At 69.4% G+C, this 21,893-nt stretch carries 35 protein-coding genes; 12 read left to right on the forward strand and 23 right to left on the reverse strand.

Features of this window, described 5'->3' with window-relative positions:
- Nucleotides 1-63 precede the first annotated feature (63 nt).
- The 7 genes from ACFC51_RS32275 to ACFC51_RS32305 are packed head-to-tail and all read right to left on the reverse strand — an operon-like array spanning nt 64 to nt 3,402.
- On the reverse strand, nt 64-1,257 hold the full coding sequence (locus ACFC51_RS32275; protein WP_376532172.1) for a hypothetical protein: 1,194 nt from the start codon (nt 1,255-1,257) through the stop codon (nt 64-66).
- Nucleotides 1,254-1,436, reverse strand: a complete 183-nt coding sequence (locus ACFC51_RS32280) for a hypothetical protein (RefSeq protein ID WP_376532174.1) — start codon at nt 1,434-1,436, stop codon at nt 1,254-1,256. The genes ACFC51_RS32275 and ACFC51_RS32280 overlap by 4 nt, the downstream gene beginning before the upstream one ends.
- On the reverse strand, nt 1,433-1,933 hold the full coding sequence (locus ACFC51_RS32285) for a hypothetical protein (RefSeq protein ID WP_376532176.1): 501 nt from the start codon (nt 1,931-1,933) through the stop codon (nt 1,433-1,435). The genes ACFC51_RS32280 and ACFC51_RS32285 overlap by 4 nt, the downstream gene beginning before the upstream one ends.
- Nucleotides 1,923-2,348, reverse strand: coding sequence for a hypothetical protein (locus ACFC51_RS32290; RefSeq protein ID WP_376532178.1), 426 nt, complete (start codon nt 2,346-2,348; stop codon nt 1,923-1,925). Before ACFC51_RS32290 ends, ACFC51_RS32285 begins: the two co-directional genes overlap by 11 nt.
- Nucleotides 2,349-2,385: 37 nt before the next feature.
- Nucleotides 2,386-2,676, reverse strand: coding sequence for a hypothetical protein (locus ACFC51_RS32295; RefSeq protein ID WP_376532180.1), 291 nt, complete (start codon nt 2,674-2,676; stop codon nt 2,386-2,388).
- 4 nt (nt 2,677-2,680) lie between these two features.
- A complete protein-coding gene (locus ACFC51_RS32300; protein ID WP_376532182.1) occupies nt 2,681-2,920 on the reverse strand; it encodes a hypothetical protein in 240 nt (79 codons plus the stop codon).
- Nucleotides 2,917-3,402 (reverse strand): DUF6221 family protein, encoded by a 486-nt coding sequence (locus ACFC51_RS32305; RefSeq protein WP_376532184.1) that lies wholly within the window; start codon nt 3,400-3,402, stop codon nt 2,917-2,919. Before ACFC51_RS32305 ends, ACFC51_RS32300 begins: the two co-directional genes overlap by 4 nt.
- Before the next feature lie 171 nt (nt 3,403-3,573).
- On the opposite strand from ACFC51_RS32305, the gene ACFC51_RS32310 reads away from it, so the two are divergent.
- The 11 genes from ACFC51_RS32310 (at nt 3,574) to ACFC51_RS32360 (ending at nt 9,744) form a co-directional block, all read left to right on the forward strand.
- Nucleotides 3,574-4,038 carry a hypothetical protein gene (locus ACFC51_RS32310; protein ID WP_376532186.1) on the forward strand — a complete coding sequence of 155 codons (465 nt, stop codon included), beginning with the start codon at nt 3,574-3,576 and terminating at the stop codon, nt 4,036-4,038.
- 138 nt (nt 4,039-4,176) lie between these two features.
- Nucleotides 4,177-5,094 carry a hypothetical protein gene (locus ACFC51_RS32315; protein ID WP_376532188.1) on the forward strand — a complete coding sequence of 306 codons (918 nt, stop codon included), beginning with the start codon at nt 4,177-4,179 and terminating at the stop codon, nt 5,092-5,094.
- Nucleotides 5,095-5,097: 3 nt separating this feature from the next.
- On the forward strand, nt 5,098-5,670 hold the full coding sequence (locus tag ACFC51_RS32320; protein WP_376532190.1) for a hypothetical protein: 573 nt from the start codon (nt 5,098-5,100) through the stop codon (nt 5,668-5,670).
- Nucleotides 5,671-5,794: 124 nt separating this feature from the next.
- Nucleotides 5,795-6,454, forward strand: coding sequence for a hypothetical protein (locus ACFC51_RS32325; RefSeq protein WP_376532192.1), 660 nt, complete (start codon nt 5,795-5,797; stop codon nt 6,452-6,454).
- On the forward strand, nt 6,454-6,732 hold the full coding sequence (locus tag ACFC51_RS32330; protein WP_376532194.1) for a hypothetical protein: 279 nt from the start codon (nt 6,454-6,456) through the stop codon (nt 6,730-6,732). Before ACFC51_RS32325 ends, ACFC51_RS32330 begins: the two co-directional genes overlap by 1 nt.
- A 226-nt stretch (nt 6,733-6,958) precedes the next feature.
- Entirely contained in the window at nt 6,959-7,225 is a 267-nt protein-coding gene (locus tag ACFC51_RS32335) for a hypothetical protein (RefSeq protein WP_376532196.1), read from the forward strand.
- A 191-nt stretch (nt 7,226-7,416) separates the two neighbouring features.
- Entirely contained in the window at nt 7,417-7,860 is a 444-nt protein-coding gene (locus ACFC51_RS32340) for a hypothetical protein (protein ID WP_376532198.1), read from the forward strand.
- The gene (locus ACFC51_RS32345; RefSeq protein WP_376532200.1) at nt 7,857-8,123 is read left to right on the forward strand and encodes a hypothetical protein; all 267 of its coding nucleotides are present in this window, start codon (nt 7,857-7,859) and stop codon (nt 8,121-8,123) included. The genes ACFC51_RS32340 and ACFC51_RS32345 overlap by 4 nt, the downstream gene beginning before the upstream one ends.
- Nucleotides 8,120-8,578, forward strand: coding sequence for a hypothetical protein (locus ACFC51_RS32350; protein WP_376532201.1), 459 nt, complete (start codon nt 8,120-8,122; stop codon nt 8,576-8,578). The genes ACFC51_RS32345 and ACFC51_RS32350 overlap by 4 nt, the downstream gene beginning before the upstream one ends.
- Nucleotides 8,575-9,339, forward strand: coding sequence for a hypothetical protein (locus ACFC51_RS32355; protein WP_376532203.1), 765 nt, complete (start codon nt 8,575-8,577; stop codon nt 9,337-9,339). The genes ACFC51_RS32350 and ACFC51_RS32355 overlap by 4 nt, the downstream gene beginning before the upstream one ends.
- Before the next feature lie 150 nt (nt 9,340-9,489).
- On the forward strand, nt 9,490-9,744 hold the full coding sequence (locus tag ACFC51_RS32360) for a hypothetical protein (RefSeq protein WP_376532205.1): 255 nt from the start codon (nt 9,490-9,492) through the stop codon (nt 9,742-9,744).
- A 32-nt stretch (nt 9,745-9,776) separates the two neighbouring features.
- Here ACFC51_RS32360 and ACFC51_RS32365 read toward each other — a convergent pair whose 3' ends face one another.
- A complete protein-coding gene (locus tag ACFC51_RS32365) occupies nt 9,777-9,998 on the reverse strand; it encodes a hypothetical protein (RefSeq protein ID WP_376532207.1) in 222 nt (73 codons plus the stop codon).
- A gap of 107 nt (nt 9,999-10,105) precedes the next feature.
- On the opposite strand from ACFC51_RS32365, the gene ACFC51_RS32370 reads away from it, so the two are divergent.
- Entirely contained in the window at nt 10,106-10,558 is a 453-nt protein-coding gene (locus ACFC51_RS32370) for a hypothetical protein (RefSeq protein ID WP_376532209.1), read from the forward strand.
- A gap of 92 nt (nt 10,559-10,650) precedes the next feature.
- On the opposite strand, the gene ACFC51_RS32375 is transcribed toward ACFC51_RS32370, so the two are convergent.
- The 15 genes from ACFC51_RS32375 to ACFC51_RS32445 all read right to left on the reverse strand — a co-directional run bounded on the left by ACFC51_RS32375 (nt 10,651) and on the right by ACFC51_RS32445 (nt 21,784).
- Nucleotides 10,651-11,448 carry a hypothetical protein gene (locus ACFC51_RS32375; RefSeq protein WP_376532211.1) on the reverse strand — a complete coding sequence of 266 codons (798 nt, stop codon included), beginning with the start codon at nt 11,446-11,448 and terminating at the stop codon, nt 10,651-10,653.
- 245 nt (nt 11,449-11,693) lie between these two features.
- Nucleotides 11,694-11,930, reverse strand: a complete 237-nt coding sequence (locus ACFC51_RS32380) for a hypothetical protein (RefSeq protein ID WP_376532213.1) — start codon at nt 11,928-11,930, stop codon at nt 11,694-11,696.
- 213 nt (nt 11,931-12,143) lie between these two features.
- Complete coding sequence (locus ACFC51_RS32385) at nt 12,144-12,710, reverse strand: hypothetical protein (protein WP_376532214.1); 567 nt, start codon at nt 12,708-12,710, stop codon at nt 12,144-12,146.
- A gap of 3 nt (nt 12,711-12,713) precedes the next feature.
- The gene (locus ACFC51_RS32390) at nt 12,714-13,232 is read right to left on the reverse strand and encodes a bifunctional DNA primase/polymerase (protein ID WP_376532216.1); all 519 of its coding nucleotides are present in this window, start codon (nt 13,230-13,232) and stop codon (nt 12,714-12,716) included.
- Between the two features lie 35 nt (nt 13,233-13,267).
- Nucleotides 13,268-13,720 (reverse strand): hypothetical protein, encoded by a 453-nt coding sequence (locus ACFC51_RS32395; RefSeq protein ID WP_376532218.1) that lies wholly within the window; start codon nt 13,718-13,720, stop codon nt 13,268-13,270.
- 457 nt (nt 13,721-14,177) lie between these two features.
- On the reverse strand, nt 14,178-14,732 hold the full coding sequence (locus ACFC51_RS32400) for a hypothetical protein (RefSeq protein ID WP_376532219.1): 555 nt from the start codon (nt 14,730-14,732) through the stop codon (nt 14,178-14,180).
- Between the two features lie 96 nt (nt 14,733-14,828).
- Nucleotides 14,829-15,287, reverse strand: a complete 459-nt coding sequence (locus tag ACFC51_RS32405; protein WP_376532221.1) for a DUF5949 family protein — start codon at nt 15,285-15,287, stop codon at nt 14,829-14,831.
- The gene (locus ACFC51_RS32410; protein ID WP_376532223.1) at nt 15,284-15,820 is read right to left on the reverse strand and encodes an endonuclease domain-containing protein; all 537 of its coding nucleotides are present in this window, start codon (nt 15,818-15,820) and stop codon (nt 15,284-15,286) included. Before ACFC51_RS32410 ends, ACFC51_RS32405 begins: the two co-directional genes overlap by 4 nt.
- A gap of 225 nt (nt 15,821-16,045) precedes the next feature.
- Nucleotides 16,046-16,273, reverse strand: coding sequence for a hypothetical protein (locus ACFC51_RS32415; RefSeq protein WP_376532225.1), 228 nt, complete (start codon nt 16,271-16,273; stop codon nt 16,046-16,048).
- Nucleotides 16,274-16,314: 41 nt separating this feature from the next.
- Nucleotides 16,315-17,328, reverse strand: a complete 1,014-nt coding sequence (locus tag ACFC51_RS32420; RefSeq protein WP_376532226.1) for a hypothetical protein — start codon at nt 17,326-17,328, stop codon at nt 16,315-16,317.
- A gap of 46 nt (nt 17,329-17,374) precedes the next feature.
- Nucleotides 17,375-19,162, reverse strand: a complete 1,788-nt coding sequence (locus ACFC51_RS32425) for a hypothetical protein (RefSeq protein WP_376532228.1) — start codon at nt 19,160-19,162, stop codon at nt 17,375-17,377.
- A 285-nt stretch (nt 19,163-19,447) separates the two neighbouring features.
- Nucleotides 19,448-20,110: a hypothetical protein gene (locus tag ACFC51_RS32430; RefSeq protein WP_376532230.1), complete on the reverse strand. Its 663-nt coding sequence runs from the start codon at nt 20,108-20,110 to the stop codon at nt 19,448-19,450.
- Between the two features lie 419 nt (nt 20,111-20,529).
- Nucleotides 20,530-20,868, reverse strand: coding sequence for a hypothetical protein (locus ACFC51_RS32435; protein WP_376532232.1), 339 nt, complete (start codon nt 20,866-20,868; stop codon nt 20,530-20,532).
- A complete protein-coding gene (locus ACFC51_RS32440) occupies nt 20,865-21,110 on the reverse strand; it encodes a hypothetical protein (protein WP_376532234.1) in 246 nt (81 codons plus the stop codon). Before ACFC51_RS32440 ends, ACFC51_RS32435 begins: the two co-directional genes overlap by 4 nt.
- Nucleotides 21,111-21,166: 56 nt before the next feature.
- Entirely contained in the window at nt 21,167-21,784 is a 618-nt protein-coding gene (locus tag ACFC51_RS32445) for a hypothetical protein (protein WP_376532236.1), read from the reverse strand.
- Nucleotides 21,785-21,893: the final 109 nt, after the last annotated feature.

The raw sequence follows: 21,893 nt of genomic DNA on the forward strand, positions 1-21,893 counted from the left end.
GCAGCCGTTCGACGACTCTCCCGTGTTCTCCGTCATGCTGCGTCTGGTCACCCAGGACGGCGTCTAGGCATCAGGCGGCGCGCCCTCCGCACGCTGAGGGTGTACGGGGACCTTGCTGAACAGGTCACGCTTCGCATCCTTGGCTGGGCGTACGTATACCTTCCGCGGGATCGGGGACCCAGGGGCCCAGCGGCCGGCGTTCTCGAGGTCCTCCTCGGTGGCGTTGTTCATGCCGAGGTCGGTGGCGCCGCCGGCGCGGAGGCTGTGGGAGGAGACGGGACGGCCGTCGGTGGTCAGCCCGGCCTTGTAGAACCACTTCTTCACGCGCTCGTTGACCGTCTGCGGCCGCAAGTAGTCGCCTTGATCCGTTGGGCGCCTCCGGGTCTTCTTCGCCCTGGTCTCCGACGAGGCGACCTTGCCGCTCCGCATGACCTCGCGGAAGACGGGCCCGGTCGTGATGCCGTGATCCGCCAGGTAGGCAAGCCATCGGCGCAACCGGAAGACGAGGTTGAGGTCCGCCCGGTCGTGCAGGACGATCGTCTGCTCCTCGCCCTTGTGGGTCTTGTCCTCCGCCAGCCACACCGAGACCTGCGTGTCGGTGATCGTCAGGTCCTCGATGTCCAGGCCGACGTCCTCGACTGACCGGCCGAGGAACCGGTAGCCGAAGGCGAACAGTGCCGCATCGCGCCATCCGATCGGGCGGCCGTCGGCCTCCGCCTTCTCCATCATCGGCACCAGGTACGGCAGCGTGATCGGAAAGGCTTCCTTGCGGCGTACCGACCTCTTGTTCTTCTTCCGGTAATGCCCAAGAAGCTGCAGGTAGAGGCTACTGTCGGGCTGCTTCCCGGGCGGCATGGACGTTCGGATCAGCGACATGTAGGTCTTGATCGTGGACACCTTGAGGCCGCGGCGCATCAGGTGGCTGCCGTACTCGGTGTACGTGGTGGTCGTGCACGGCTCCGCGACACGGCCCTCCTGTGCGCACCAGGCCTTGAAGCCCTTCATCGCGGTGCGCCGGGGCGCGGACCCGTCTTCCTCAGCTTCCTCGAGGGCCTGCGTCGTCTCTGGGCTGAGGTAGAGGTCCCGGGTGGTGTAGTTCGTGACCGGGTCATCGGTGCTGGGAATCTGCTCACCAGCGCGCAGCACGGTGTGCGGGCCGACGAGCGGACTCGCGGCCGATTCGGCGACGAGCAGCAGTTCCCTGGGCTCGACGAGCTCGGCGTCGACGATCTCTCCGTCCGAAGCGTCGACGCTCACAGGTCGAACCAGGGCCGGATACCGCGGCGGAGCAGTCTGCGCTTGTTCAACTGCCAGAAGTTCGGCTCGAGAGTCAGACGGCCGTCCTCCCAGAACCATTCATACTCACGGCCAAACAGCACGGTGATGCGGCGGTGATCACGGCTCGGGCTGTGGCGCGGAGCTGTTGCGGTGCTCATCGGTCTCTCCACTTCCTGCACCCGGGGGCACAGTTCTCCGGCAGGTGGTACGGCGTGGGCTTCCCTGCCAGCAGCGAGCCGGCGTCGTAGTGCACTCCGGCCTCCTCCAGCGTTGTCACCGCTGGGGCTTTCCAGAAGTGGCCGCCGCCGTGTCCTTCGGACGGCGTCCAGCCCCGGTGAACGGGCTTCACGCAGGGGTGCCCGGTGTCCGGGCTCGGCACGGGGCAAGGCACGGTGCCGTCGGAGATCGGCTCGGGGAACTCCGGGTGCGCCCGCCACTCGTTCGCGATGTTCTTGAGGCCCCACCACTCGTTTTCGGCGGCGGCATGGTCGCCGCGGTGGAACGCCTCGAGGAAGCCCTGGTGTTCCGCTTCGGCTTCGTCGACGGCCTTCTGGTAGTCGTGGGCGCTCATCCCGTTGTTGGGGTCCTGGTGCTGCTGCAGCAGACGGGCGCTGATGAAGTCGCGCCAGGCGCGAGCGGTCTGTTCACTGACCATCGCACTTCACCTCGTCATCCGTTGAACCGTCGCCTTCGTCGTGCAACGGCGTACCAGCAGCCGCCATGATTTCCCTTGCTTCCGATAGAGGCTTCCCCATCGTTAGCGCTGCGGCGCTGAGCGTTGAGCCACCCTCGTACTGCCTGATCGCCTTGCGCAGGGTGCCCGCGTGGACCCCGGCATCGTGAGCAACCGCAGTCAGCATGTCGAGGTGTTCCGCTACCTTCGCTCCACGCCTCCTCTGCGTGAATGCCACGCCAGCATCCCGCAGTACGCTGCGCACCGTCGCCTGAGAGATCTCGAGGCCCCGCGTTCGCAGGTCACGAGTGATCGCTTCGATGCGTTCGCCCCTTCCTCCGTCATAGCGCCGGACGACTTCCTCGACTGGAACCAGGTCGCGCTTCTGTGAAGTCACAACCGTCCCCAGTTCACAGCCTCAGTGCGGGGCACGGTCATGCAAGATCACGCGCTAGCACGCCCGGGTCGACGGGGGAGCGGCCGGCCGCGACCTGCTGTAGGTAGAGGCTGAGCCAGCGGCGCGCCTCGTCCTTGCCCATGGCCGGCCCGCCCAGACTGAACTCGGCGAGCGCGTGGAGGATGACGGCCTCGACGGCGTACGGCTCCCGGTTGCGGATGTCCTCTAGGGCGTCGCCGGTCTGGATGACACCGGAGAGGATCTTGTCCGCGTTGATCGCGCCCGAAGAAATCCGTACAGCATCAGGTGCCTGGTCAGCGCTGCTCATGGCTCTAGCGACCGTCCAATGCAGTGCTCCGACCGTACGTCTCAGCGTCAGAACGGTACGTCTCAGTGGCCGGGCTGATGCTGGCGTCGTTCGCCAGAACCCATCCGTACCTGTCGTGGCTTCTGTCGACGGCGAAGGTCCAGCCGAGCACTGTGCCAGCCGTGTCGGTGAAGATCTCGAACTCGGCCGCGAAGGGGTAGTTGCGGCCGACCTGGAAGCGGGCTTCCTCGGCGTCCTCGATCATGCGCGTCCCTCCCGGGCGAGAACCTCGTTGAGGTCGAACGGGGGTGCTTCCCACCGCCATTCCTTCTTGAAGCCGGGGCGGCCCTCGAAAATCTTGGCCATGCGGAGTAGTGGCTCGCACTCCGCTCCGTCGATGGGGCAGACCTCCGTGACCGTCTCGCCGGTCACCCCTGCGGGCTGGAGCACGGGCTCGTGATTGGCGCACGTCCATCGCAGGTAGCCGACGATCTCCAGGACGTGGGCCGGGGCGTTCCGTACGACGAAGGCAGCCCGCTCTGGGGTGCCGGCGTCGAAGTCGGGTCCCTCCGGCCCGGCAAGGATGAGAGTTGAGAGGTCCGGCGGGTCGTCGGGGCTGCCAGCACCCTGGTACCAGACCGCCGGCCAGACGCCGTCCAAGTTCGGCTGCACATCGCAGCCGGCCTTGGTGTCCTCGCCGATGCACCTGACGATGAAGTCGTGGACCTCACGCAGCGAAACCGTCACCGCTATCCCCCTCTGAGACTGGAACTGACTCCTGATCGAATGTTACCGACAACAATCACAGTTATTGTCGGTTACTTATGAGTAGCCCTCTAGGGTTGCTCCAAGAGCCCAGCCATATCGAACAGTTCGATTCTTCGCTGTGCGCGATTCTCCCGGAAAGGCCGATCCTGCGTGCCCCGTCCCGAGACGTACGACGATCTCTCACACCACGAGTTCGGCGCGGCCCCGTTCACCGTGGCGGAGCTCGATGCCATCCACCGGTACCAGAGTGGGATCGCCGGCATCCCAGACTCCTTCGAGGGCTTCGACCTCGAGCATCTGCACTGGCACGTCAGCGAGTTCGGCGCCACGCGCACGAGGCAGATGCTGCGGTCCCAGGCCACCACCCTGAACACGTGGCACCTCGCCGTCGACGCGGCGCTCGGGGAGCTGCTCACCTGCACCGCGGAAGCCACGCGCTACAGCACCGCGGCAGGCCGCTTCCTCCGGCAGGAGAGCGACACCTACCACCGTGTCCGGCAGGACTTCGAGCACACCGTCACCGTGTGGACCCTCGGCTTGAACACCCGGCCCACGGGGGACTACCCGCTTCCGACCCGCACTCTCAACCTGCCGCAACAGAGCCTGGAAGCCTGATCGCGGTCACCATCGACGATGGCCTTCCGCCTCGACTAGGCGGTTAACCACAACCTCACACGCAGGACCGTAAGGCGCCCGGTATGGCGCCATCCGGCGGAGAGCAACCGCCGGCACCACGAAGGAGAGGAACCCTCGATGCGTTCACGCGTCGTCACCATCATGCTGCCCCCCGAGCCAGCTGAGGCGGAGTATCCCGAGTACGAGGACGTCCGGAGGGAGGCCCGGGGGAGGGACGCCGGGCCGATCGGCGGCCGCAGCATCGCCCGGATGGAGGACGTAATCCAGCGCCGCGGCGGTGACTGGTGCACGGCCGTCCTGGGGCGGCACTTCCCCGGCCTACGTCACACGCCCTCCGTGGACGGGTTCACCCTGCTGGTCGCCGACGAGCGAGGCCTCGAGCCGGAGCTCCCCAAGAGCATCGTCCAGGCGCGCGCCGCCGAGAAGGCGCGCCGCGAGGAGCGCGAGGCGCAGGCCGCCACCAAGTTGGAGGCGGAGAAGCAGCGTTGGGACCTGGTCACAGCCTCGGCGCCGGTCACATTCAGCGTGCGGGAGAACACCCGGCACACGGGCATCGGGAAGTCGCTGCGGCACGTCACGGCGGCCGTCGACCTGGTCTCCGGGCGCGCCCGCCGGCATTCGGCGGGCCGTGCTCTGTGCGAGACGCCGGGCCGTACGAACCCGCTGCACCTGAGCGACGCGCTCGAGGACCTGCCGCCCGCCTGCCGACGCTGCATCGAGTACGCGGCCCTGGTGCGCACCCTGGACGCCCCGGCCCCGCCCACGCCGGGAGAGGCCGCCACGCTGCGGCTGATCCAGTCCGGCGCGGTGTTCACCATGCGCCCCGGCCGCGGGCAGCCGACCATCCGCGACACCAGCGAGCGCAGCCACGGCACGGCCTGGGGCCAGCTCGGGCGGAAGGCCGACGCCGCGGTGAAGCGCGTGAAGAAGAAGGGGTGGGTGAGGGTCGAGACCGAGCACAGCAGGACGCTGCTGGGCCACCTGGGCAACCGTTGGCGGCTCACTGACGCCGGCACCGCTGCTCTGGAGGACTGACCCTTGGTTGCCAGGATGACCGCGGCGGAGTTCACCGCCCTGATGGCCAGGCGTGCCGGACAGTCCCCCGCCCCAGCACCGAAGAAGCCGGCGAGGAAGAAGAAGCACCCCGGCCTGCCCTCCGTTCCGGAGCCGCCCGAGCTCGCACCGCTGCTCGCTGGCCTGGAAGGCGTGGGGCGCACCTGGACGCTGCTCATGCCGTACGTAGAACAGATGCTGACCAGTAATCTGCGGCTCCACTGGCGGCCCGAGCACACCATCCGGAAGCAACTCCGGGAGCACGCCGTACAGATGGCCCACGCCGAGCGGCTGCCGAAGCTCCAGCGAGCGGCGATCTTCTACGTGCTGCACCCCCGCTCGATCGAACGGTCACGTGACCCCGGGAACTGGTCACCGACCGCGAAGGCCTACATCGACGGACTCGTCACCCCGAACCCGCGCCGCCCCCTCGAGCGCCATCTCCTGCCCGATGACGACCACACGCACCTGCTGGGCCCGAACCCCGCCATGGGGTCCGCCGTCCCCACGGGCTACGCCCGCATGTCCCTGGTGATCGTCGAAGTTCAGGGCACCTGACCAGGCAGAACAGCAGATTTCGCGCCCCGGCGGACGTCCGCTGTAACAGAAATCGCTGAAAAACGTACTCCAGGGGTGAGGGCTTCGGCCCTCACCCCTACCTCACGCCAGGAGATGCCCCTCCATGAGCAAAAAATCCGCCGGTCGCCTGCAGCTCTTCACCAGTGACGGCACGCCCATCCCTCCGTCCGTCAGCCGGGAGCACCTCGTCGACCTGGTCCGCGCCGCGCACGCGCGCAGCGGTACGCATCTCGACCGCGACGTCGTCGACCTCCACCTCGCTGAGACCGCCGACAAGGCCGCGTGCTCCCTACTCAGGGACCAGTGGACCGACGGCTTCCCCATCGCCGCGTACACCGAGCTGCTCACGATGGTGGCCGCGGTACGCAGCATCCTCGACTACTTCCCCACGCCGACAGCTACCGAGGTCAACACCTGGGCGCGGAGTCTGCGCGACGCGTCCATGGTGGAAGGCGACCACCAGGAGCTCCACGAGGTCCGTCTGTGCGAGGGCCCGCACAGGGGTGTTGTGATCGCCCTGTGGGGGCCGAAGGCGCCGCAGGAGCCCGATACCCGGCCCGGCCCGCCGCTGGCGCTCGAGCTGCCGACGGAGCGCGGGGACAGCACCAACCTGGAGTACGGCACGGCGTACTACAAGCGGCTCAAAGAGCCGAACCCGCGTTCCAGCAGGTGGGAGTACATCCTTGACCGCGGCCGGCCTTTCCCGGCCGAGGGCTCCCGCCCCCACCTGCTCGGCAACGAGTCCAGCCAGGACGGTGCGTGATGGCGCGGAACATCAAGGCTGATCACGGCGCCGTGTACCGGGCTGTCATCGACTGGACAGAGGTCCCGGCCAAGGGCGCCACGCCCCACCGCGACTACGAGGGCCCGTATGCGGAGCCGAGCGCCGCTCAGGGCCGGGTCACGTTCTGGGAGAACTACCTCCGCGACGACGATACGGGCGAGACCCGGGCCAAGGGCCATGTCGAGGAGGGCACGATCCAGTGGAAGCCGTACACGCCCCCGGTGAAGGGCGACGGCCGGAAAGGTAAGCGCGCGTGATATCCGTACTCACCCCGTCCAGGGCTGCCGACGCTGCACACGACGCCGCGCACGCGACGCAGGCCCGGTTCCGGCACGGCCCCTACTCCATGCCGTGCGACACCTGCCACGTCCCCGCCGGCACTCTGTGCCTGGCCCGGCGCAGCGTGCACGCCGCGCGCCGCACGCGGTACCGGGAGAGCTCGCAGACCACCGGCCTGGTACCTCTTCTGACGGCGCGTGTCCGATGAGCGCCGAGGCGGCCGGGGCCGCACGGCAGGCCGCGGTGTGGGCGACGAGCGCGGAGACCGCGCACGCGGCGGCGGTCGCTCAACGCGCCACGGCCGAGCAGCTCGCAGGTTCTCGAGATCCCGTCCAGCAGGCACACGTGGCGCTCATGCTCTCGCAGGTCACCACCCATGAGAGGGACCGGGACGCCCGCATGGGCCTGGCGAACATGTGGGCCGCGGTCTCCGGTGCTCTCCTGAATGTTGCTCCGGGGGAGGAAACGTGAGTGCTCTCGCCGTCGAGGCACCGGCCGCTGCCGAGTGGGATGGGCGCCTGGTGCTGCGGGCTGCGGGCCGTCCGCTCCTGCACGTCGCAGGGGAGGACGTTACAGCCCCCACGATGCCGGTGTTCACGGTGCCCCTGGAGTGCGAACCGGATGCCGAGCGGGCGCCGGGCGTAAGGCCGTGGGACGGGCCGGTGACAGAGTCCAGCATCTGCCCGGCCTGCCTTCGGTCCCTGCGCGGAGAGCCGGAGCCGGAGAAGCCCCGTCTCGTACCCGCCGGCGTGGCCGACGTTCTTCCCGAGCCCGCGGCAGAGCACAGTCCTCGCCGTCTGTGGGCCGTCCCGGACCTGCCCACGTACACGGAGGCGCCCCTGCCCTCCGACCACGCTGGCAGCCCGATCACCTGGGCACCCTGGAAGCCGGCCCCGGTCATCTCCCACTTCGACCCGTCATGTGAGTGGTGCGGAGACCCCGCCCACGGAGAGCTGACCCGGGGCCGCCAGGCCTCGTCCTCACGGATCTACCTGGCACGTCGCTGCACGGCCTGCCAGTTGATGACCGCCTACGAGCAGGTCCCCGGCGACCTGCAGACGATCGCCCACCACAAGTCACGCGCACCGAAGGACTGCCACCGATGACCGCCGTCGCCGAAGCACCCAGCCCTCTCGAGCTCGAGCAGCGCCTGGTCCTGGTCGCGTGTGGGACCCGTCCCGGGAAGGCGCAGGCCTGCGCCTCCTGCAGCAAGAAGAGCGGCACCCTGCTCCGCATCACCTCCACCGGGGCCGCCAACGCCCTGGCCGCGGCCATCTGCGGCACGGGGGACCGGCGCGTGAAGACGTGCGAAGTGTGCAGGGAGAAGTCCCTCCGGATGATCCGCATCTACAACGAGGAGAGCGTGTGACCACCGCAGTTGCCCCGCCCAGGACCGCCGCCGTGGCGTTCGACCTCGAGGGCGGCCTCATCAACGTCTCCACCATCCATCACCTGGCGGCTGACGCGTCTCGGTTCCACTCCGCGATGCTGGGTTGTCCGCCCAACCGCGATGTCGTGGCCGCCGCCCGGCGCGCCAGCAGGAGCGGGAAGGCCGTACTCGTCATGACGGGCGGGGACCGGCGCCTGGAGCAGCTCGTCGCAACGTGGCTCAGCCGGAACGGAGTGCCCGCCAGGCTCCTCCTGATGCGGTCCCGCAACGACTTCCGGCCGGGGGCCGTGGTGAAACGTGAACGGCTGCGCGCTGCTCACGGCCAGTTCGGCAGCCTTTCAGTGTGGAGCGCCGATCCGAGTGTGAACCGGCTCTCGCAGCGGGAGGGCATCGACGTCGTCGAGCTGCCCGGCTACTGGGGTGACGTCTCGTGAACGCGTTCACCGTGGGAGAGTCGCGCGGTATCGGCGGCGTACCGACTACCGACTACGCCACGCTCTGTGCGGCCGAGCCGATCACCTCGTTCACGTTTCGTATCCCGGACCGGAACGGGCGACCGCTGGTCACGATCCATCCCGACGGACGGGTTGAGCTGGGAGAGGGATACGGGCCGGACGAAGCCGCGCGCTCGTTCTGGGACGCCGTGCAGTGCCTCGCCCAGGACAGCCTCGAGCAACCTCGGAATGCCGGTGTGCCGCGCCCAGGCAAGGACGAAGTCACCCTTGAGGAACTGGCCGCGCGACTCGGCGGCGAGCTCCCCTCCACACTGCCCCTCGAGGGGTGGCGGACCATGACGCTGCACTGCCAGGTCGACGCGATCGGCCCGTCCGACCGGCACCAGGATCTGGTGGCGGTCGGGGTGGCGTTCCCTCCGGTCACCGAGCCTCCCAAGCCCTCCCCATGCACGGAGTGCCTGGGGAGCGGTGTGGTGCCCAACACGATGGCCCCCTGGGTCCCCTCACCGAGCCCTGTGCTGTGTCCGTCGTGCAGCGCGTGCACAGCGACAGCCCTGCACGCCCTCGCCGGCATAGTGCACTGCTCGCTGGAGCCCGGCCACTACGACGAGTCCAAATCGCCGAACGCCGCTGCGGGCAACGACCCGGGCGGGTGGCACCAGTCCCTTCTCGACCGCTCCGGCTTCCAACTCGTCTGGTGCGACACGTACGACTGCGCCACACCTCACGGGCTCAGGTAGTTCCTCTCGTCGAGAACAGGGGCACCCACCCCTTCACAGCAGTACAGAGTTGACGCATCTCGCCGAGAACGTCCAATCTCCCTGAGAAGTCGGGCACTATGGAGGCTGTTTCCGACGACAGGGGAGGTACCAGTGCCATCTGATAGCGACGTGCCCAGGGTTCTGCGGCTGACGTTCGAGTTCCATGTGCCACGCGGCCTACGCTCGAACATCCGGAATGAACGTCGTCATGAAGCCGTGAAGGCGCTGAGCGCCGCGGTGGTTGCGCTGGCCAGCCGCGTCTTTCCGTGGGCCGACAGGGTGACGATTCAGCACGAGTGGTCCTACGCCTGGTGGGACAAGACCGAGGAGATCAAGCTCCCGGCGACGGAGAAGAACACCCCGGAGCCGAAGGCAGAGCGGTAGCGATCGGCTGGGCTCAGCGGCCATCGCGGGGTCTATGGTGACGGCTCCCACTCCTCGGGGCCGCCGCCCCGCCACTCCACGAAGTCGGGGTCTGTCAGGTCGACGCTGTCCGCGTCGTCCAGGCCGGCCGTGGCGAGGAAGACACGGATGTCGGCGGGGCGGTACGCGATCCCTATGGCGGTGCCGTCGTACCGCACCCGGCGCCAACCGTTCTCGTCCGGGGCGTACACAACGAGCTTCGCAGCAGGAGCCATGTCTCCAGCGTCTGTCTGGACGTCACCCCGCGCACTCCATGCCGAACCGTACGGGTTCAGGCCCCTTCCCGTGTTCGCGCCGGCACGGCGTGCGATGATCCCGCGTCATGGGGAGACATGTGTGGGGGAGAACGGTCGGCGCGCTGATCCTGGGCGTCACCGTGGCGGCCGCGAGCGGCTGCAGCTCGGACAGCAAAGCCGACGCGAAGCCGAAGGCGCGGGCGGAAGCGGTGAGCCTCGATGAGGCCAGCACTGAGTTCCAGGCCGCGGTGACGGAGCAGGATCTTGCCGGCGGGTGCCCTGAGAAGGAGGCGGGGACGTGCTGGGAGCAGATGCAGGAGCTGATGGAGCCCGCCCGCACTCTGCGGAAGGCGATGAACGCTGAGAAGTCCGTGGGGGCGGAGTTCTGGACCGAGGCGTATGCGCTGATCGACAAGATGGAGGCCGGCGTCGCCGTGGGGGAGGACCGCGGTGTCGTGCCCGGGGTGACGAACCGGCCTGACGTGTTCGGATCCGCTCACAAGCTGAGGGACTGGATAGACGCGCACCCCGTCAAGTAGGTGCGGAAACGAGAGCGCCCCTGCTTCGGTTCGAAGCGGGGGCGACGTCTTGTATCTCCGGGTCGTTCAGGCATGTATGTGCGGCAGTTCGGTCAGGGGTACCTGCGGTCGCCCGCGATCATCTCCGCGAGCACCAGGTCGCGGGAGATGTCGTCCCCGTCGGCGGGCCACCCGTGGCGACCGTACGTCAGGAGCCGGGCCAGGGCGTCAACGAGGTGTTCGCGTACGCGCGCATCCGACCACCCCCACTCCATCGCGTCGGCCAGAAGATCCACCGGTGGGAACGCGAGCAGGTACCGCAGCGGCCGATCGCCCCATTCGTGGCCGCTGTAGTGGGCGAGCGCGGCGCGCATCGCTGCCACGGTCGCCGGCCGCTCGGGACGGTCTTCCTCCCACTCCGGCTCGGGCTGGTCTGTGGCGTCCAGGCCGTCGGTGACCGCGCGGTACCCGCGTGGGCCGGTGACGATGCTGTCGCTGCCGTCGCGGCCGCGGGCGTACCAGTCGTCCAGCCGGGCCGCGCTCCGCAGCGCGTCCACGGGTTCGCCCGGGCTGAACCCCCGCCGGCCGTCTGCCTCCCACGCCGCCTGATGCGGTGCCCACCTCTCGTGCGCCGACTGGCGCGTCATCCCGGCAGCTTCGCCGATCTGCTCCCAGGTCGCTCCGCACTCGCGGCTGGCGATCACCGCGCGCGCGAGGAGGGTGGGGAGGAACTTGTCGCGGATCGTCAGGACGTCGCGCAGGTAGCAGGCCGGATCGGAGCGACGCTCCTCGTACATGGCGGGCACAAGGCCGCGTGCGAGTTCGGCGACGACGCGGGCGGACTCGGCGACAGCCACTACCGCCTCGTCGCGGGGCGACAGCCGGGGCTTCTTGGGCTTCACATCGGTCATGTCTCCACACTATGCCCGCTTGTCAGGTTCAGCCTGACAAAGGGGCATAGTGGCCCGGGAGACGGTTCGGCCGAACCGTCTCCAACGTCTCACTTAACTCACATGCCTGACAGCGCATCATGTCGCCTGACCTGCGCGAAGCGGCTTGCGCCCTAGATAAGCGTCGCTGTTCGGCAAATCGCTCATCTCGCGGAGCGGGTGGGCCCCCGGCTTCGCGCCGGGGGCCCACCCTTGGTGTCGGGCCGTCAGACGAGCTCTACGAGCTCAGTACGCGTCATGACGGCCTGGGTGTCCAGCTCCTCCGGAAGGGTGCCCTGGATACCGTCCAGGGCACCCTGGAGCACCGCCTCACGCTCGGCCGGGTCGAGGTCGAGCATGCCGGGCTGCACGTCGCTGATCGCCACGGTGACGAAAACCCGGACCTTCTCCGGGTCACCGCCCTCACGGAAGACGGCGATCTCAAGCTCGGTGGGCGTCTGCATGTGGGTGTCCTCCCAGTCCGCCGAGCCCCGGGTGGGCTCGGCATGGGAGACCGTGCACGGGCGAGAGCCCTTGTGTCTCGGGCTGCCCGGTACGGACCGTCATCGGCGAACGGGCGCGCGTCCTGCGCGCCAACGACCTGAAGGATCGGAGGCGTCGTGCAACGACCACGAACAGGTCAGGCTGCGGCACCTCGGGTCGTGCGGTGGTCTCCTTTACTGCGGGCTCTCCCGGGTAAGAGGCGCGAGAATCCGCGCCAGATCGTGGAGCCCGTTGCGGACGATCAGGTGGTCAGGGGCGGGGAGCCGGGCCGTGCGGCCGTCGCCGACCTCGACCTCCTGATGCGCGTCCTCGTGGGTGAGTCGGACCGTGGCGGACCGGCCGCCCGCCAGCAGCAGCTCGGCTGACAGCGACCCGACCACTGGCAGGCCCTCCTCCAGGTTGCTGTCGACCAGCCCGACGTTGCGGGCCTCCAACTCGGAGGCCGGCACCTTCGCGACCAGGTGCTCGTGGACGTGGAGCGAGGCCCGGCGCAGCCGCCCCACGACGTCCTCGCCCTCGGAGAGTTGGTCGTTGGCGTCGGCTTCGACTAGTCGGGCGAACGCGCACAGTGCAATGGCGAGCTGTGCGGCGGCCTCCCCAAGCGGTTCGGCTCCGGTGCCGACGGCCGCGGGCATCAGCACGTCCAGGGCGTGCCGGGCGAGCTGGTGCACGGCGGGCGGGTCCAGCGGCGCGGGCGGCGTGAGCTGGCCGGGCACGGCCGTGGTCTCGTACGTCGTCATGGGTCATCCCTCCTGCGGGGTGAGCAGAGTTGCAATCCAGTCCGGGAGCGGTGCCACGGGCACGTCCCGGGCGATGAGGTACGGCAGGCCGCCGACGATGGAGCCGGGGCCTACGAGGTACCCGCCGCGACGGCGGCCGGGGCCGCGGACGTCGATCCCGGGCCCGAGCGGCGACCGCCCACCGGAGACACTGCCGATGACGCAGTCCGCCGGCACTCGAAAGTACAGGTGCAGACCCTGGTGCGGAGTCATCACGGTGAACGTCTCCGGCCAGTCGGCCAGGCCCCGGATGTCAAGCTGCGTCCGCAGGGTCTCGATGCCGTTGCGGGCCGGGCCGTCGGCCTCGTGCACATCGAGGTCCAGGGCGACGACGCGCGAGGCCCGGCAGCCGACGCCCACGTTCGCGCCGCCGTCGAGCAGTTGCACGAGCGCGGCCGGGTCGGTCGTCGCCTGCGCGTGCCAGCCGGGCGCGGGAACTCGGCCGCCGGCGGGCAGACGGAACAGGGCCAGGCCCCGGCCCATCGCCCGTGTGGCGGCCTCTAAGTCGGTCGCGGTGTTCACGCGGCCTGGTCCTCGTCGTCCTCGTAACAGCAGCACTCGCCGTACGGGTCGCCGCCGCCACCGGCCCCGCACTCCTCGCAGGCGTTGGGGTCGTAGTCGCTGGACTCCCCGGTCGCTGCGTCCATCTCGGCCTGGAACTCGGTGTGCCGCCAGCCAGAGCACTGGCCGTTGTAGCAGCCGCACCCGGGGCACTCGGGGCAGATCATGCCGTACGTCCAGTCGCACTTGTCGCACATGATCTGGTTGCGCGGGTCGGCCTGCTCCTTGCGGAGGTAGTCGACGGCCTCGCGGTACGTGTTGATGTCGGTGTACTCCAACAGGTACCGCTCCAGGGTCTCCTGCTCGTCGGCGTCGGGGTGGTCCAGGAGCGCGATGGCGTCGGCGTGCTTGACGCCGTACGCGTCCTTGAGGGTGGTGAGCGCCTTCTTGCGCGCGTGGTCCTTCGGCATCTCAAGCTCTTCCCGCGGCTGCGGTGATCCCAGACTCACCAGTGCCGCTCAAGAGCGAGACCAGCGAAGGCGAAGCGGTGGGGAGGGTGGCTCGGCGCGGAGCACCTTCGGCGTGCGCGTCCAGTCTGGGCCGAACGCACCGGGCCACGAGCCGGGCCCACGGTCACCGTGGTGACCGCAGACCCGACTGTAGCGAACGGCAGAGACATTCGGGGCGTGACTGGAGCATCCGCCACCCGGTCGGAGGGAGTGAATCCGGTGGGCGCCTTGCGGCCGACGGGCGACGGCGTCGTCCAGCAGCTCAGGAGCAGCGAGATGGGGCGGGGACGCGCCGGTGGAAGGGGCGGCCCCGCGCAACGTGCGAATGGAACGCGGAACCGCCAGCCCGTGTCCTGTCAGATGCGGGCATGCCCAGGGTGACGGTACGTCGGCAGGCGGGGATCTGCCCGTTGAACACTCAGCGGTTCAGTTCGGGGTTCGTGCCCGGCTCGAAGTCGACGGCGTCGCCCTTGCGGTGCTGCTTGAAGCCGACGAGGAGCATGCGCAGGCCCATGCTGTACTGCTGTGGGCCGATCCAGGCGCGCATGCCTTTCCAGTCGCCGGCGTCGATGAGTTCCCGGCAGCGAGCGCAGGCGTAGAAGCGGTCCCCGGAGAGGAAGCTGCCTCCGGGGCCGCCGATGCTGAACTCGGTGACCTCGTAGTACGCAGTGGGCCCGGTGCTCGTGCAGAAGTCGCAGATGAGTTGGTCGGCCGGGGCCGCGCTGATGTTCTGCGGCTTCATCCGCTTGCCCTTGCTCTCCGCCTTGTCGCGGGAGGCCAGGCCCTCGAGGAGCTGCTCGGCAAGTCTGGAGAGTGGCTCACTGCCCTCGGATCGGGCGTATGCGAACAGCCGGTCAGCCTCGTCCTGGTCGCCGTTCTGCTGTGCGGCGTAGACCCGGCTGACCAGCGCCTGCAGCCACGGAGCATCTTCAGCGTTGAGGTCGAGGCGATCAGCCCCGGGCCTGTCGGTCATTTCGTGCCCTTCGTACGGAATCAGGTGTCAGTCACGAATAGGCTGTGTGCAGGGCCCGGTGTCGTACCCCCGTCGATGCCGGGCCCTACCGGCAGGTCAGTGCACGGGGATGAGCATCGAGACGGTGCTCTGGATGGTCTCGTCGTCCTGGACGAACTGCATGAGCCGGTTGTCGCTCAGGTTCGGCGGGGCGGCCCTGGTGGCGAACGCGAGGAAGATCTGACCGCGCTGCAGGGCGATCTCCGCCCACTCCCGCGAGGTGGGGCGTACGAGGTCCAGCCCGGGGAAGCCCGTCACGGTCACCGTGATTCCCTCGAGCGTGGCGGTGACGGGCGTCCCCTGGATGACCGGGTTCTCGACGAAGCCCCCCACCTTCATGCCCCAGCCGGCAACCAGCTCGCGGCGTGCGGCAAGTCCCGCGGTGGCGCCGAGGTCGCCGTCGTTGGGGCTGTAGGCCATCAGCATGGAGAAGTCGCCACCATCAGCGGGGTGTTCGCCGATCCACCCGGTGAGGACGACGGTGCCGAACAGGGACGAGGGGCGCGGTGTGCTCATGGGCGGAGGATATCGGCGGCCTGTGACACGGCGCCGGGGAACGGGGTGACCGGTCCCTGTCGCAGCGGGTGGTGCTCGAGCCAACTGGTGGGCAGCGGTCGGCGAAGCGTCTTCCCGCCGGGCGGCGGACGGCGGCCGCCGAGGAGCACGCCGTCGGCGAGGGCTCTGCCGGTCACGGTCGGGCAGGCGCGGGAGCACCGCGGTTTCTGGTGCGCCCGGCCGGCGGCCCACGCCGGTGGCTCGACGAGGAAGGCGGACGTCGTCGAGCGCCGCTCGTAGGGCCAGTACCAGGAGAACCGGGCGGCGGGCGGCTGCTCCCAATACGGCTGGAACCAGCACCGTTCTGTGGTGTGGAGGCCCAGCGTCACCCGGGTGGCGTGGAGCGCTTCCTTGTGGTTGCAGTCGTAGCAGAGCAGCCCGCGGACAAGGCCGGTGGTGTGACAGTGGTCGACGACTTCGGCCGGCCCGGGGCAGGTGGCGCACGTTCCGCCCTGCTCGCCCCACAGACGCCACCACGCGTACCAGCGTGGCACGCGGCCCGGGAGCGTCCACGTCTCGGTGAGGGGGCCGTGGAAGGGTCGCTCTGGGCCGCGGTGCATGTGGTGGCGGGGGGGTCCAGAAGCGGCCGGAGTCCTGGCAGACCGCGGGCCCGCCGATGGGCCTGCGCTGGTAGTCGGCGCCGCGCGGCACCGTCGGCCGGTGCACGGCGATCTCCGCCCATTCGGCCGCGATCCGCTCGGCGGCCGTCTTGCGGGGGCTCATTCAGGCGCGTAGTCGTGCTGCGTGACGTCCGTGGTGTCGCGGGCGGCAATGGTCGTGGTGGCTCGCTCAAGCGCCATGAGGAACCGGGTCTCCGACGCGGCAAGGACGGCGGCCCGCATGAACTCGTCGACGCTGCTGCCGGCGACCGCCGCGGCACGCCGCACCGTGTCCTGCTCATCGGCCGTGAGAGGCACGGGCAGGGCCTGGGCGGGGGCGAGGTTCATGCGGGGACGGTACCAGCGTTCTGGGGCCGTCTGAGGGCGTCCTAGGTGGTTGCTTCGAGGGCCTCGCGCTGGGCGAGGAGTGTGCGGCGCATCGTCTCCCACCTGGTCGGCACCAGGCCGGCCTCGGGTGTGCCGTCGGCGTCCTGCTTGATCTGCACGGCGTCGGCGACCTTCTTGTACCACTTGCTGATTCCGCGGCTGCGGATCGGGACGCCGGCGTCAGGGTGGGGAGGGGTGGCCAGCCACAGGTGGCGGGGTGTTCCGCCTTCGAGGCGTCCGGTCAGCTTGTCGCGCCGGTCGAGCCAGGCGGCCAGGTGCCGGGCGGTGCCCTCGCTCAGGCCGGCTGTCTCTGGTTCGGGCATGCGGCCGCGGAGCCCGCCCTGCGGCTGGCGGATCAGGGCCAGGTTCCGGTCGGTGTCGGTCAGGGTGAGGTCGTCGAGGAGCATGGCCTCGAGCTCGCCGAGGCGCGGCAGGACATCCCGCATGACGCCCCACATGGCCAGGCCGCGGACGATGGTGTCGGGCCGGTCCGTCTCGTGCCACTGCTCGGCGTCATGCTCGAGGCGCTGGGTGATCAGGTTGGCCAGGTGCGGGGAGACGGTGGGGCGGGTCCGCCACGGCGGCAGGTCGGGGGCCGTGAAGGTGAGGCGGGCCTGGCGGGCGATGGCCTCGAGGCAGAAGATCCGGATGCGTTCGCTGGTGTCGTAGCTGGTCGGGTTGGTCGCCACGATCGGCGCGGTCCGCAGGTATCCGCCGCGGCCGTAGAGGAGGTAGGCGGAGACGGCGTCGGGGGCCAGGAGCTCGGCAAGGGAGCTGTCCGCGGCCTCGGTCAGCCCGAGCGGGAGGGCAAGGGCGAGCTCCCCGGCGACCCATTCGATCTGCTGCAGTCTCGAGTCCGAGACGACGTCCTTGTTGCTGCGGTTGACCGTGCGGAAGACGTCGAGGACACGCTCGAGCTCCCGCAGGGCGGGCGCTGTCGACGGAATGGCTCGGAGGGCGACCGCCGGCGTCGAGCGGTCGCCGCTGGCGCTGAGGGGGAGAGCGGGCGAACTCATGGAACAGATACTGCACTGTCCTGGGGGGTGCTCGGGACTCGCTGGCCTAGTTGAGTAGGCCACGCCGCCGCGGCGGGTTGATCGGTTCCGGCTCGTACACGGTCAGGAGGGCCGCATCTGCACGGTCGGGTGACTTCATGCCGCGCTGCTTCATCGCCTTCTTCGACTCGACGACGCTGTACCCGGCACTGTTGGAGCCCAGCCGGGGGGTGGAGAGCTGGATGCCGGTTTGCCGGTCGACGCGCAGGCGGAGCCGTCCCAGGCCGGTCGACGGGTCGGGCTGTAGCAGGCCGCGGGTGGCGAGCCACATCTCGTCACGCTTGCGGTAGGGGCGCATCTGGGCGCCCGGGTCGTCCTGGGTGGGGGATTCGGACACCATGACGCCGACGATCGTCGCCTTGTGGCGGCCGGTCTCGGACCACCGCTTCAGCATGCTGGTGACACCGTGGCCGATGCCGTTCTTGTCGACCTTGACGCGCACGGGGTGCGCAGAGCGCAGGACACCGGCGAGGCGCTCCGCGGTCTTGATCTCCTCGAGGACTTTCTCGGCGAGGAGGACCTGGTCGTCGTTGATGGCGCCGGAGGCGCAGTACCGGGTCTCGATGGCGTCTCCGACGATGCGGGAGATGACGAATTCGTCGCCCCCGTCCGCGGCGACGTCGACGCCGATTCGGATCCACGCGCCCTCCTTCACGGTGTGGGTGCCGGTCTCCCCCTCGATGCCGAGATCGCACAGCCGGTGCCAGCCGGGCCCGGTCGGGTCGTCGCTCTGCTGCGCCGTCTCGACCCAGGTCACGGGGATGGTGAGGCCGCCGCCGCCCTTGGGGAACTTGGCGTGCACCTTCGCGATGACGTACGGGTGATCGGGCCCGTACTCGCGGATCGTGCGGTCCACCCACTCCTGGTCGGGCAGGTGGATGGCGAGGGAGTGCTGGGGCACGCCGTCGGGGCAGTCGTTGCAGTACGGGACGCGCTCGCCGGTGATGGCGGGTGAGGCAAACGTGGCGATGGGGATGGTGACGCTGCCGCGCTCCTCGGGATCCTCGCCCTCCTCGCACAGGCCCTCGAACCAGGACCGGGGGTCGTCCATCGCGGGGTTGCCGATGGCCAGCATCCTTGCGTCGCCGGTGAGGAGGTTGTTCGTGCCGTTGCCGATCGTGCGGGCGATACCGCCGGCCTCGTCGACGACGATGAGCAGCTTGGGCGTGCCGTGGATGCCCTGCATCGCCGCTTCGTCGTTCTCGGGCGCGGTGAAGCCGTACGCGACGATGACGTCGTTGCCCCACTGGTCGGGGATCTTCCACTGGGTGGTGTCGCAGAATCCGGGCAGGCCCGCGCGGGCGACCGTCTTCCTGATGTGGGGCCAGAGCTGGTTTCGGACCTGCCGGAACCGGGTCGCCGTGGTGACGATGACCATCGTGCCGGGGGCGTTCACGGCCCCGGCCCACGCGACGAGCCGGCCCGCGATCCACGTCTTGCCGACGCCGAAGCCTGCCGGGACCGCGATGCGCTTGTTGTAGGGGACCGCGTCGACGATCTCGCGCTGGCGGCTCCAGATGCTTTCGCCGAGGACGTCCTCGATGAAGCCGGAGGGCGTGTCGTGCCAGAGCCCATACATGGAGCCGGTGGCCCGCTCGACCTCCCGCATGACGTGGGGCCGCTCCCGGACGGTGATGTCGTGCTTGAAGGCGCTGCGCCGGGCGGCCGCGGGAAGCCGGAGCAGGATGTCGGCGACGTTGCCCGCGTCGCGGGAGACGACTCCCGGCTGACGCCCTCTGCGCAGCTCTCTGGCCGTGGGAACCATCGGGGAGGGTGGGGGCTGCGTGCGGGGCATGGCGGGAAGGTGCCGTCCGCGGGGTTCTAGTGTCGCGGCCTGGCCGGGGTCCATGCCCAGACCGTCGGCCAGGCCGCGGGTTCCGGCAGCAGGCGAGGCGCGCCCGGGGAACGGGGGCGGGGGTGGGCCTGGTGCCGGAAGTCGTTGCCGGGGTGAGGCCCTGCACCGGGGAGGTGTGCGAGGGCCGTCACCCCGGCCGGGGGGTGTGGCTGGGGCGCCGTTTCCCGTGAGCGTGCGGGGTCAGGAGCCAGCCTCACCCTGTAGTACGTCAGGGGCCGGAATTTGTTACATGCCCCCGCTACCGGTGAAGTGCTTCACCATGGCCATGTCCCGCTTGAGGTCGTCGTACGTGTAGGCAAGGGCCCCGTGCGAGACGGAGATCCCCGTGAAGGTGGGCGGGGGCGGAACGACCTTGAGCGGCTGGCCACCGGCGACCCACTGGGTGATCGCCTCGACGACGTTCGTTCGGAGGCGTTCCAGTTCCTCGGGCGTCGGGGCGCCGCCCTCGATCGGGACGGCGCGAAAGGCAACCGGACCGGGAGCGTGGCCACTGCTGAGTATTTGCCATCCCACAGAGCGCTCGAGGACGTCGGCCGGTGCTCCGGTCAGTTTCATCAACGTGGCGACGGCGGAGCAGCCGGAGCAGCTGCATTCCTCCGAGGTGGACTCGACGGTTGTGGCCGGTTCGCCGGCCGGAGTGTGGGCGGCCGCGGTCTGCTGGCCGGGGGTGGCGGCCGTGTCATCGAGGGCTGCGAGGAGGTCCTGCTCCGCCTCGGCTGCCCGTACCGCCTGGCGGAAGAGCTCCATCTCTGCTTCTGCGACCGCGCGGGTGCCTGGGGTGAGCCGATACCAGGGGTCGATGTCCCGACCGGAGGCCTGCAGGAGGGCCCGGCGGGCATCCCAGTAGTGGCGGGTCAGGTTCGGCGGAAGCATCGTTCGCGTCGTCATGCTGAAGAGAACGTCGCCCGCCGGATTCTGTGACACCCCGGCCCGGCCGCTGCTGCGCCTTTGGCCGCGATCGAGCGTAGAGAAGCCCGATCCACGCCGATGCCTGAGCGAAGCGAAGGCATCGGAAGTTACTTGATGGTGGTACTTGATCTTATTACTAAAGGGGCCCAGGGGACCGGAACCCGGTTGACCGGAGTCCGCTTCACCGGGGACCGGATTCCTGGGCCCCGGTCACCGGGGCCCGGAAACCCGTCTCCGGTGCGACCACGGCATCGGGGAACAACGGAACAGCGGTTCACGGTAGCGATGGTTCCGTTTGCGGCTCTCGCAGATACGACCGGTTGTGAGAAGCGTTCTTCCTGGTCATCGCCGAGCGCGCTTCCCCAGGTCGGTTCTCGCAGAACCCCTCTCAGAACCGGCTAGTTCTGAGAGACGCGGCAGGCCGCGTCGCCCGGTCCGGTCGGCCGGCGGGATGCGCGGGCCTCGGCCTCCAAGGCGTCTCGCTCATCGATGTGCTGGCCGGTCATCTCCCATTCCAGCATCCGCACCCGCTCTACCTCTCGGCGTGTGAACGCGACTAGTCCGGGGTCGAAGTCGCCGTCCGGCTCGATGTCGGCGGCGGCGAAGTAGAGGAAGATCCGGCGGTCATCTCCGGTCCGGACGAGATGACGGCACGCCAGGGCGTGGATCATCCGGCCGGGGCTGAGGTCGGGGAAGGCGGCGGCGAGCGCCAGGGCGGCCCCGGCCGATCGGATCACGCTCCTTCGTGGATGTCCCCGCTCAGGATGCCTTGGGCCATCTGCGTGATGACGTCACGCCTCGTGGTCTCTCCGACGGTCGGCGCCGGGTAGCCGGCGGGAAGGTCTCTCTCCACCGCATCCACGACGTCCTCGACCTGGAAGGTGATTCCGCTGTCTACCGCGAGGTGAGCGACGGTCTCGACGGCCTTTTCCGTCCGGGCGATCAAGTCGAGGACCAGAAGCTTACTGTCAATCGTCATGCAACATACGGTAGTCATGCGGCCAAGCCGTCGAGCCCTGGTTCAGAAACAGGCACTTACAGACCGCGGCGCTTACGAGCGGCGGTGCGGTGCTGGTAGATCAGGTACTGGGCGACGCCAGCGTGCTCGGCGATCTGCCCAGGCTTCCACTTGTAGGGCGGCTCCGACAGGGCGAACACGGCCTCCTGCATGTAGCGCACGGCAAGGTTCCGGCGGGCCCGCGCCGCGTAGACAATCGGGGCGGTCTCCAGGAGCTGCGCCTCCGCATTGTCGACGCGCTCGATCCCCGCCTCCTCGGCGGCCCGGACGAGCTCCTCGTTCGTCGGGACGTCCGGCAGCAGGTGCTTCTTGTCGCCGAACATCAGCTTCGCCAGGGCCTGCCGGTACCCGCTTTGCGCGAGACCCGCGGTGACGGCCAGGCCCAGGCGCTGCTCGTAGAACCAGAGGTGCGCGAGCGCATGGTCCCGCTCGTCGATGTGCACGGCGATCTCGGCGTCAGCCTGGCGGACAACCTCGGCAGCCGCCACGACCAGGTCCGCGGGCGGCTTCGCGACAAGGTCCTCGGGCCGCTTGACCCCGAGAGCCCGCATTACCGAGTCCTCGGCGTCTTCCGCGATCCGGGCGTAGTCCGGGGCTGCGATGCGCCTGCCGTACTTGATTCCAGCCTTTGCCATGGCGGCTGTTCTCCGTCCTGCTTCGGCGCGGTTCTGCGCCGTGGCGGCGGCTGGGGCAACCCCATGCCACCACATCGGCCAGAACAGTACACCAAAGTAAATTCCCCTG

It is taken from the genome of Streptomyces sp. NPDC055962 (assembly GCF_042270185.1).
In the GTDB taxonomy this organism is placed as follows: domain Bacteria; phylum Actinomycetota; class Actinomycetes; order Streptomycetales; family Streptomycetaceae; genus Streptomyces.

Coding starts and splice junctions, on each gene's coding strand:
- ACFC51_RS32280 (WP_376532174.1), bottom strand. CDS start 1,436: ATGAGCACCGCAACAGCTCCGCGCCACAGCCCGAGCCGTGATCACCGC.
- ACFC51_RS32285 (WP_376532176.1), bottom strand. CDS start 1,933: ATGGTCAGTGAACAGACCGCTCGCGCCTGGCGCGACTTCATCAGCGCC.
- ACFC51_RS32295 (WP_376532180.1), bottom strand. CDS start 2,676: ATGAGCAGCGCTGACCAGGCACCTGATGCTGTACGGATTTCTTCGGGC.
- ACFC51_RS32300 (WP_376532182.1), bottom strand. CDS start 2,920: ATGATCGAGGACGCCGAGGAAGCCCGCTTCCAGGTCGGCCGCAACTAC.
- ACFC51_RS32315 (WP_376532188.1), top strand. CDS start 4,177: ATGCGTTCACGCGTCGTCACCATCATGCTGCCCCCCGAGCCAGCTGAG.
- ACFC51_RS32325 (WP_376532192.1), top strand. CDS start 5,795: ATGAGCAAAAAATCCGCCGGTCGCCTGCAGCTCTTCACCAGTGACGGC.
- ACFC51_RS32330 (WP_376532194.1), top strand. CDS start 6,454: ATGGCGCGGAACATCAAGGCTGATCACGGCGCCGTGTACCGGGCTGTC.
- ACFC51_RS32335 (WP_376532196.1), top strand. CDS start 6,959: ATGAGCGCCGAGGCGGCCGGGGCCGCACGGCAGGCCGCGGTGTGGGCG.
- ACFC51_RS32345 (WP_376532200.1), top strand. CDS start 7,857: ATGACCGCCGTCGCCGAAGCACCCAGCCCTCTCGAGCTCGAGCAGCGC.
- ACFC51_RS32365 (WP_376532207.1), bottom strand. CDS start 9,998: ATGGCTCCTGCTGCGAAGCTCGTTGTGTACGCCCCGGACGAGAACGGT.
- ACFC51_RS32370 (WP_376532209.1), top strand. CDS start 10,106: ATGGGGAGACATGTGTGGGGGAGAACGGTCGGCGCGCTGATCCTGGGC.
- ACFC51_RS32375 (WP_376532211.1), bottom strand. CDS start 11,448: ATGACCGATGTGAAGCCCAAGAAGCCCCGGCTGTCGCCCCGCGACGAG.
- ACFC51_RS32380 (WP_376532213.1), bottom strand. CDS start 11,930: ATGCAGACGCCCACCGAGCTTGAGATCGCCGTCTTCCGTGAGGGCGGT.
- ACFC51_RS32385 (WP_376532214.1), bottom strand. CDS start 12,710: ATGACGACGTACGAGACCACGGCCGTGCCCGGCCAGCTCACGCCGCCC.
- ACFC51_RS32390 (WP_376532216.1), bottom strand. CDS start 13,232: ATGGGCCGGGGCCTGGCCCTGTTCCGTCTGCCCGCCGGCGGCCGAGTT.
- ACFC51_RS32395 (WP_376532218.1), bottom strand. CDS start 13,720: ATGCCGAAGGACCACGCGCGCAAGAAGGCGCTCACCACCCTCAAGGAC.
- ACFC51_RS32400 (WP_376532219.1), bottom strand. CDS start 14,732: ATGACCGACAGGCCCGGGGCTGATCGCCTCGACCTCAACGCTGAAGAT.
- ACFC51_RS32405 (WP_376532221.1), bottom strand. CDS start 15,287: ATGAGCACACCGCGCCCCTCGTCCCTGTTCGGCACCGTCGTCCTCACC.
- ACFC51_RS32415 (WP_376532225.1), bottom strand. CDS start 16,273: ATGAACCTCGCCCCCGCCCAGGCCCTGCCCGTGCCTCTCACGGCCGAT.
- ACFC51_RS32420 (WP_376532226.1), bottom strand. CDS start 17,328: ATGAGTTCGCCCGCTCTCCCCCTCAGCGCCAGCGGCGACCGCTCGACG.
- ACFC51_RS32425 (WP_376532228.1), bottom strand. CDS start 19,162: ATGCCCCGCACGCAGCCCCCACCCTCCCCGATGGTTCCCACGGCCAGA.
- ACFC51_RS32430 (WP_376532230.1), bottom strand. CDS start 20,110: ATGACGACGCGAACGATGCTTCCGCCGAACCTGACCCGCCACTACTGG.
- ACFC51_RS32440 (WP_376532234.1), bottom strand. CDS start 21,110: ATGACGATTGACAGTAAGCTTCTGGTCCTCGACTTGATCGCCCGGACG.
- ACFC51_RS32445 (WP_376532236.1), bottom strand. CDS start 21,784: ATGGCAAAGGCTGGAATCAAGTACGGCAGGCGCATCGCAGCCCCGGAC.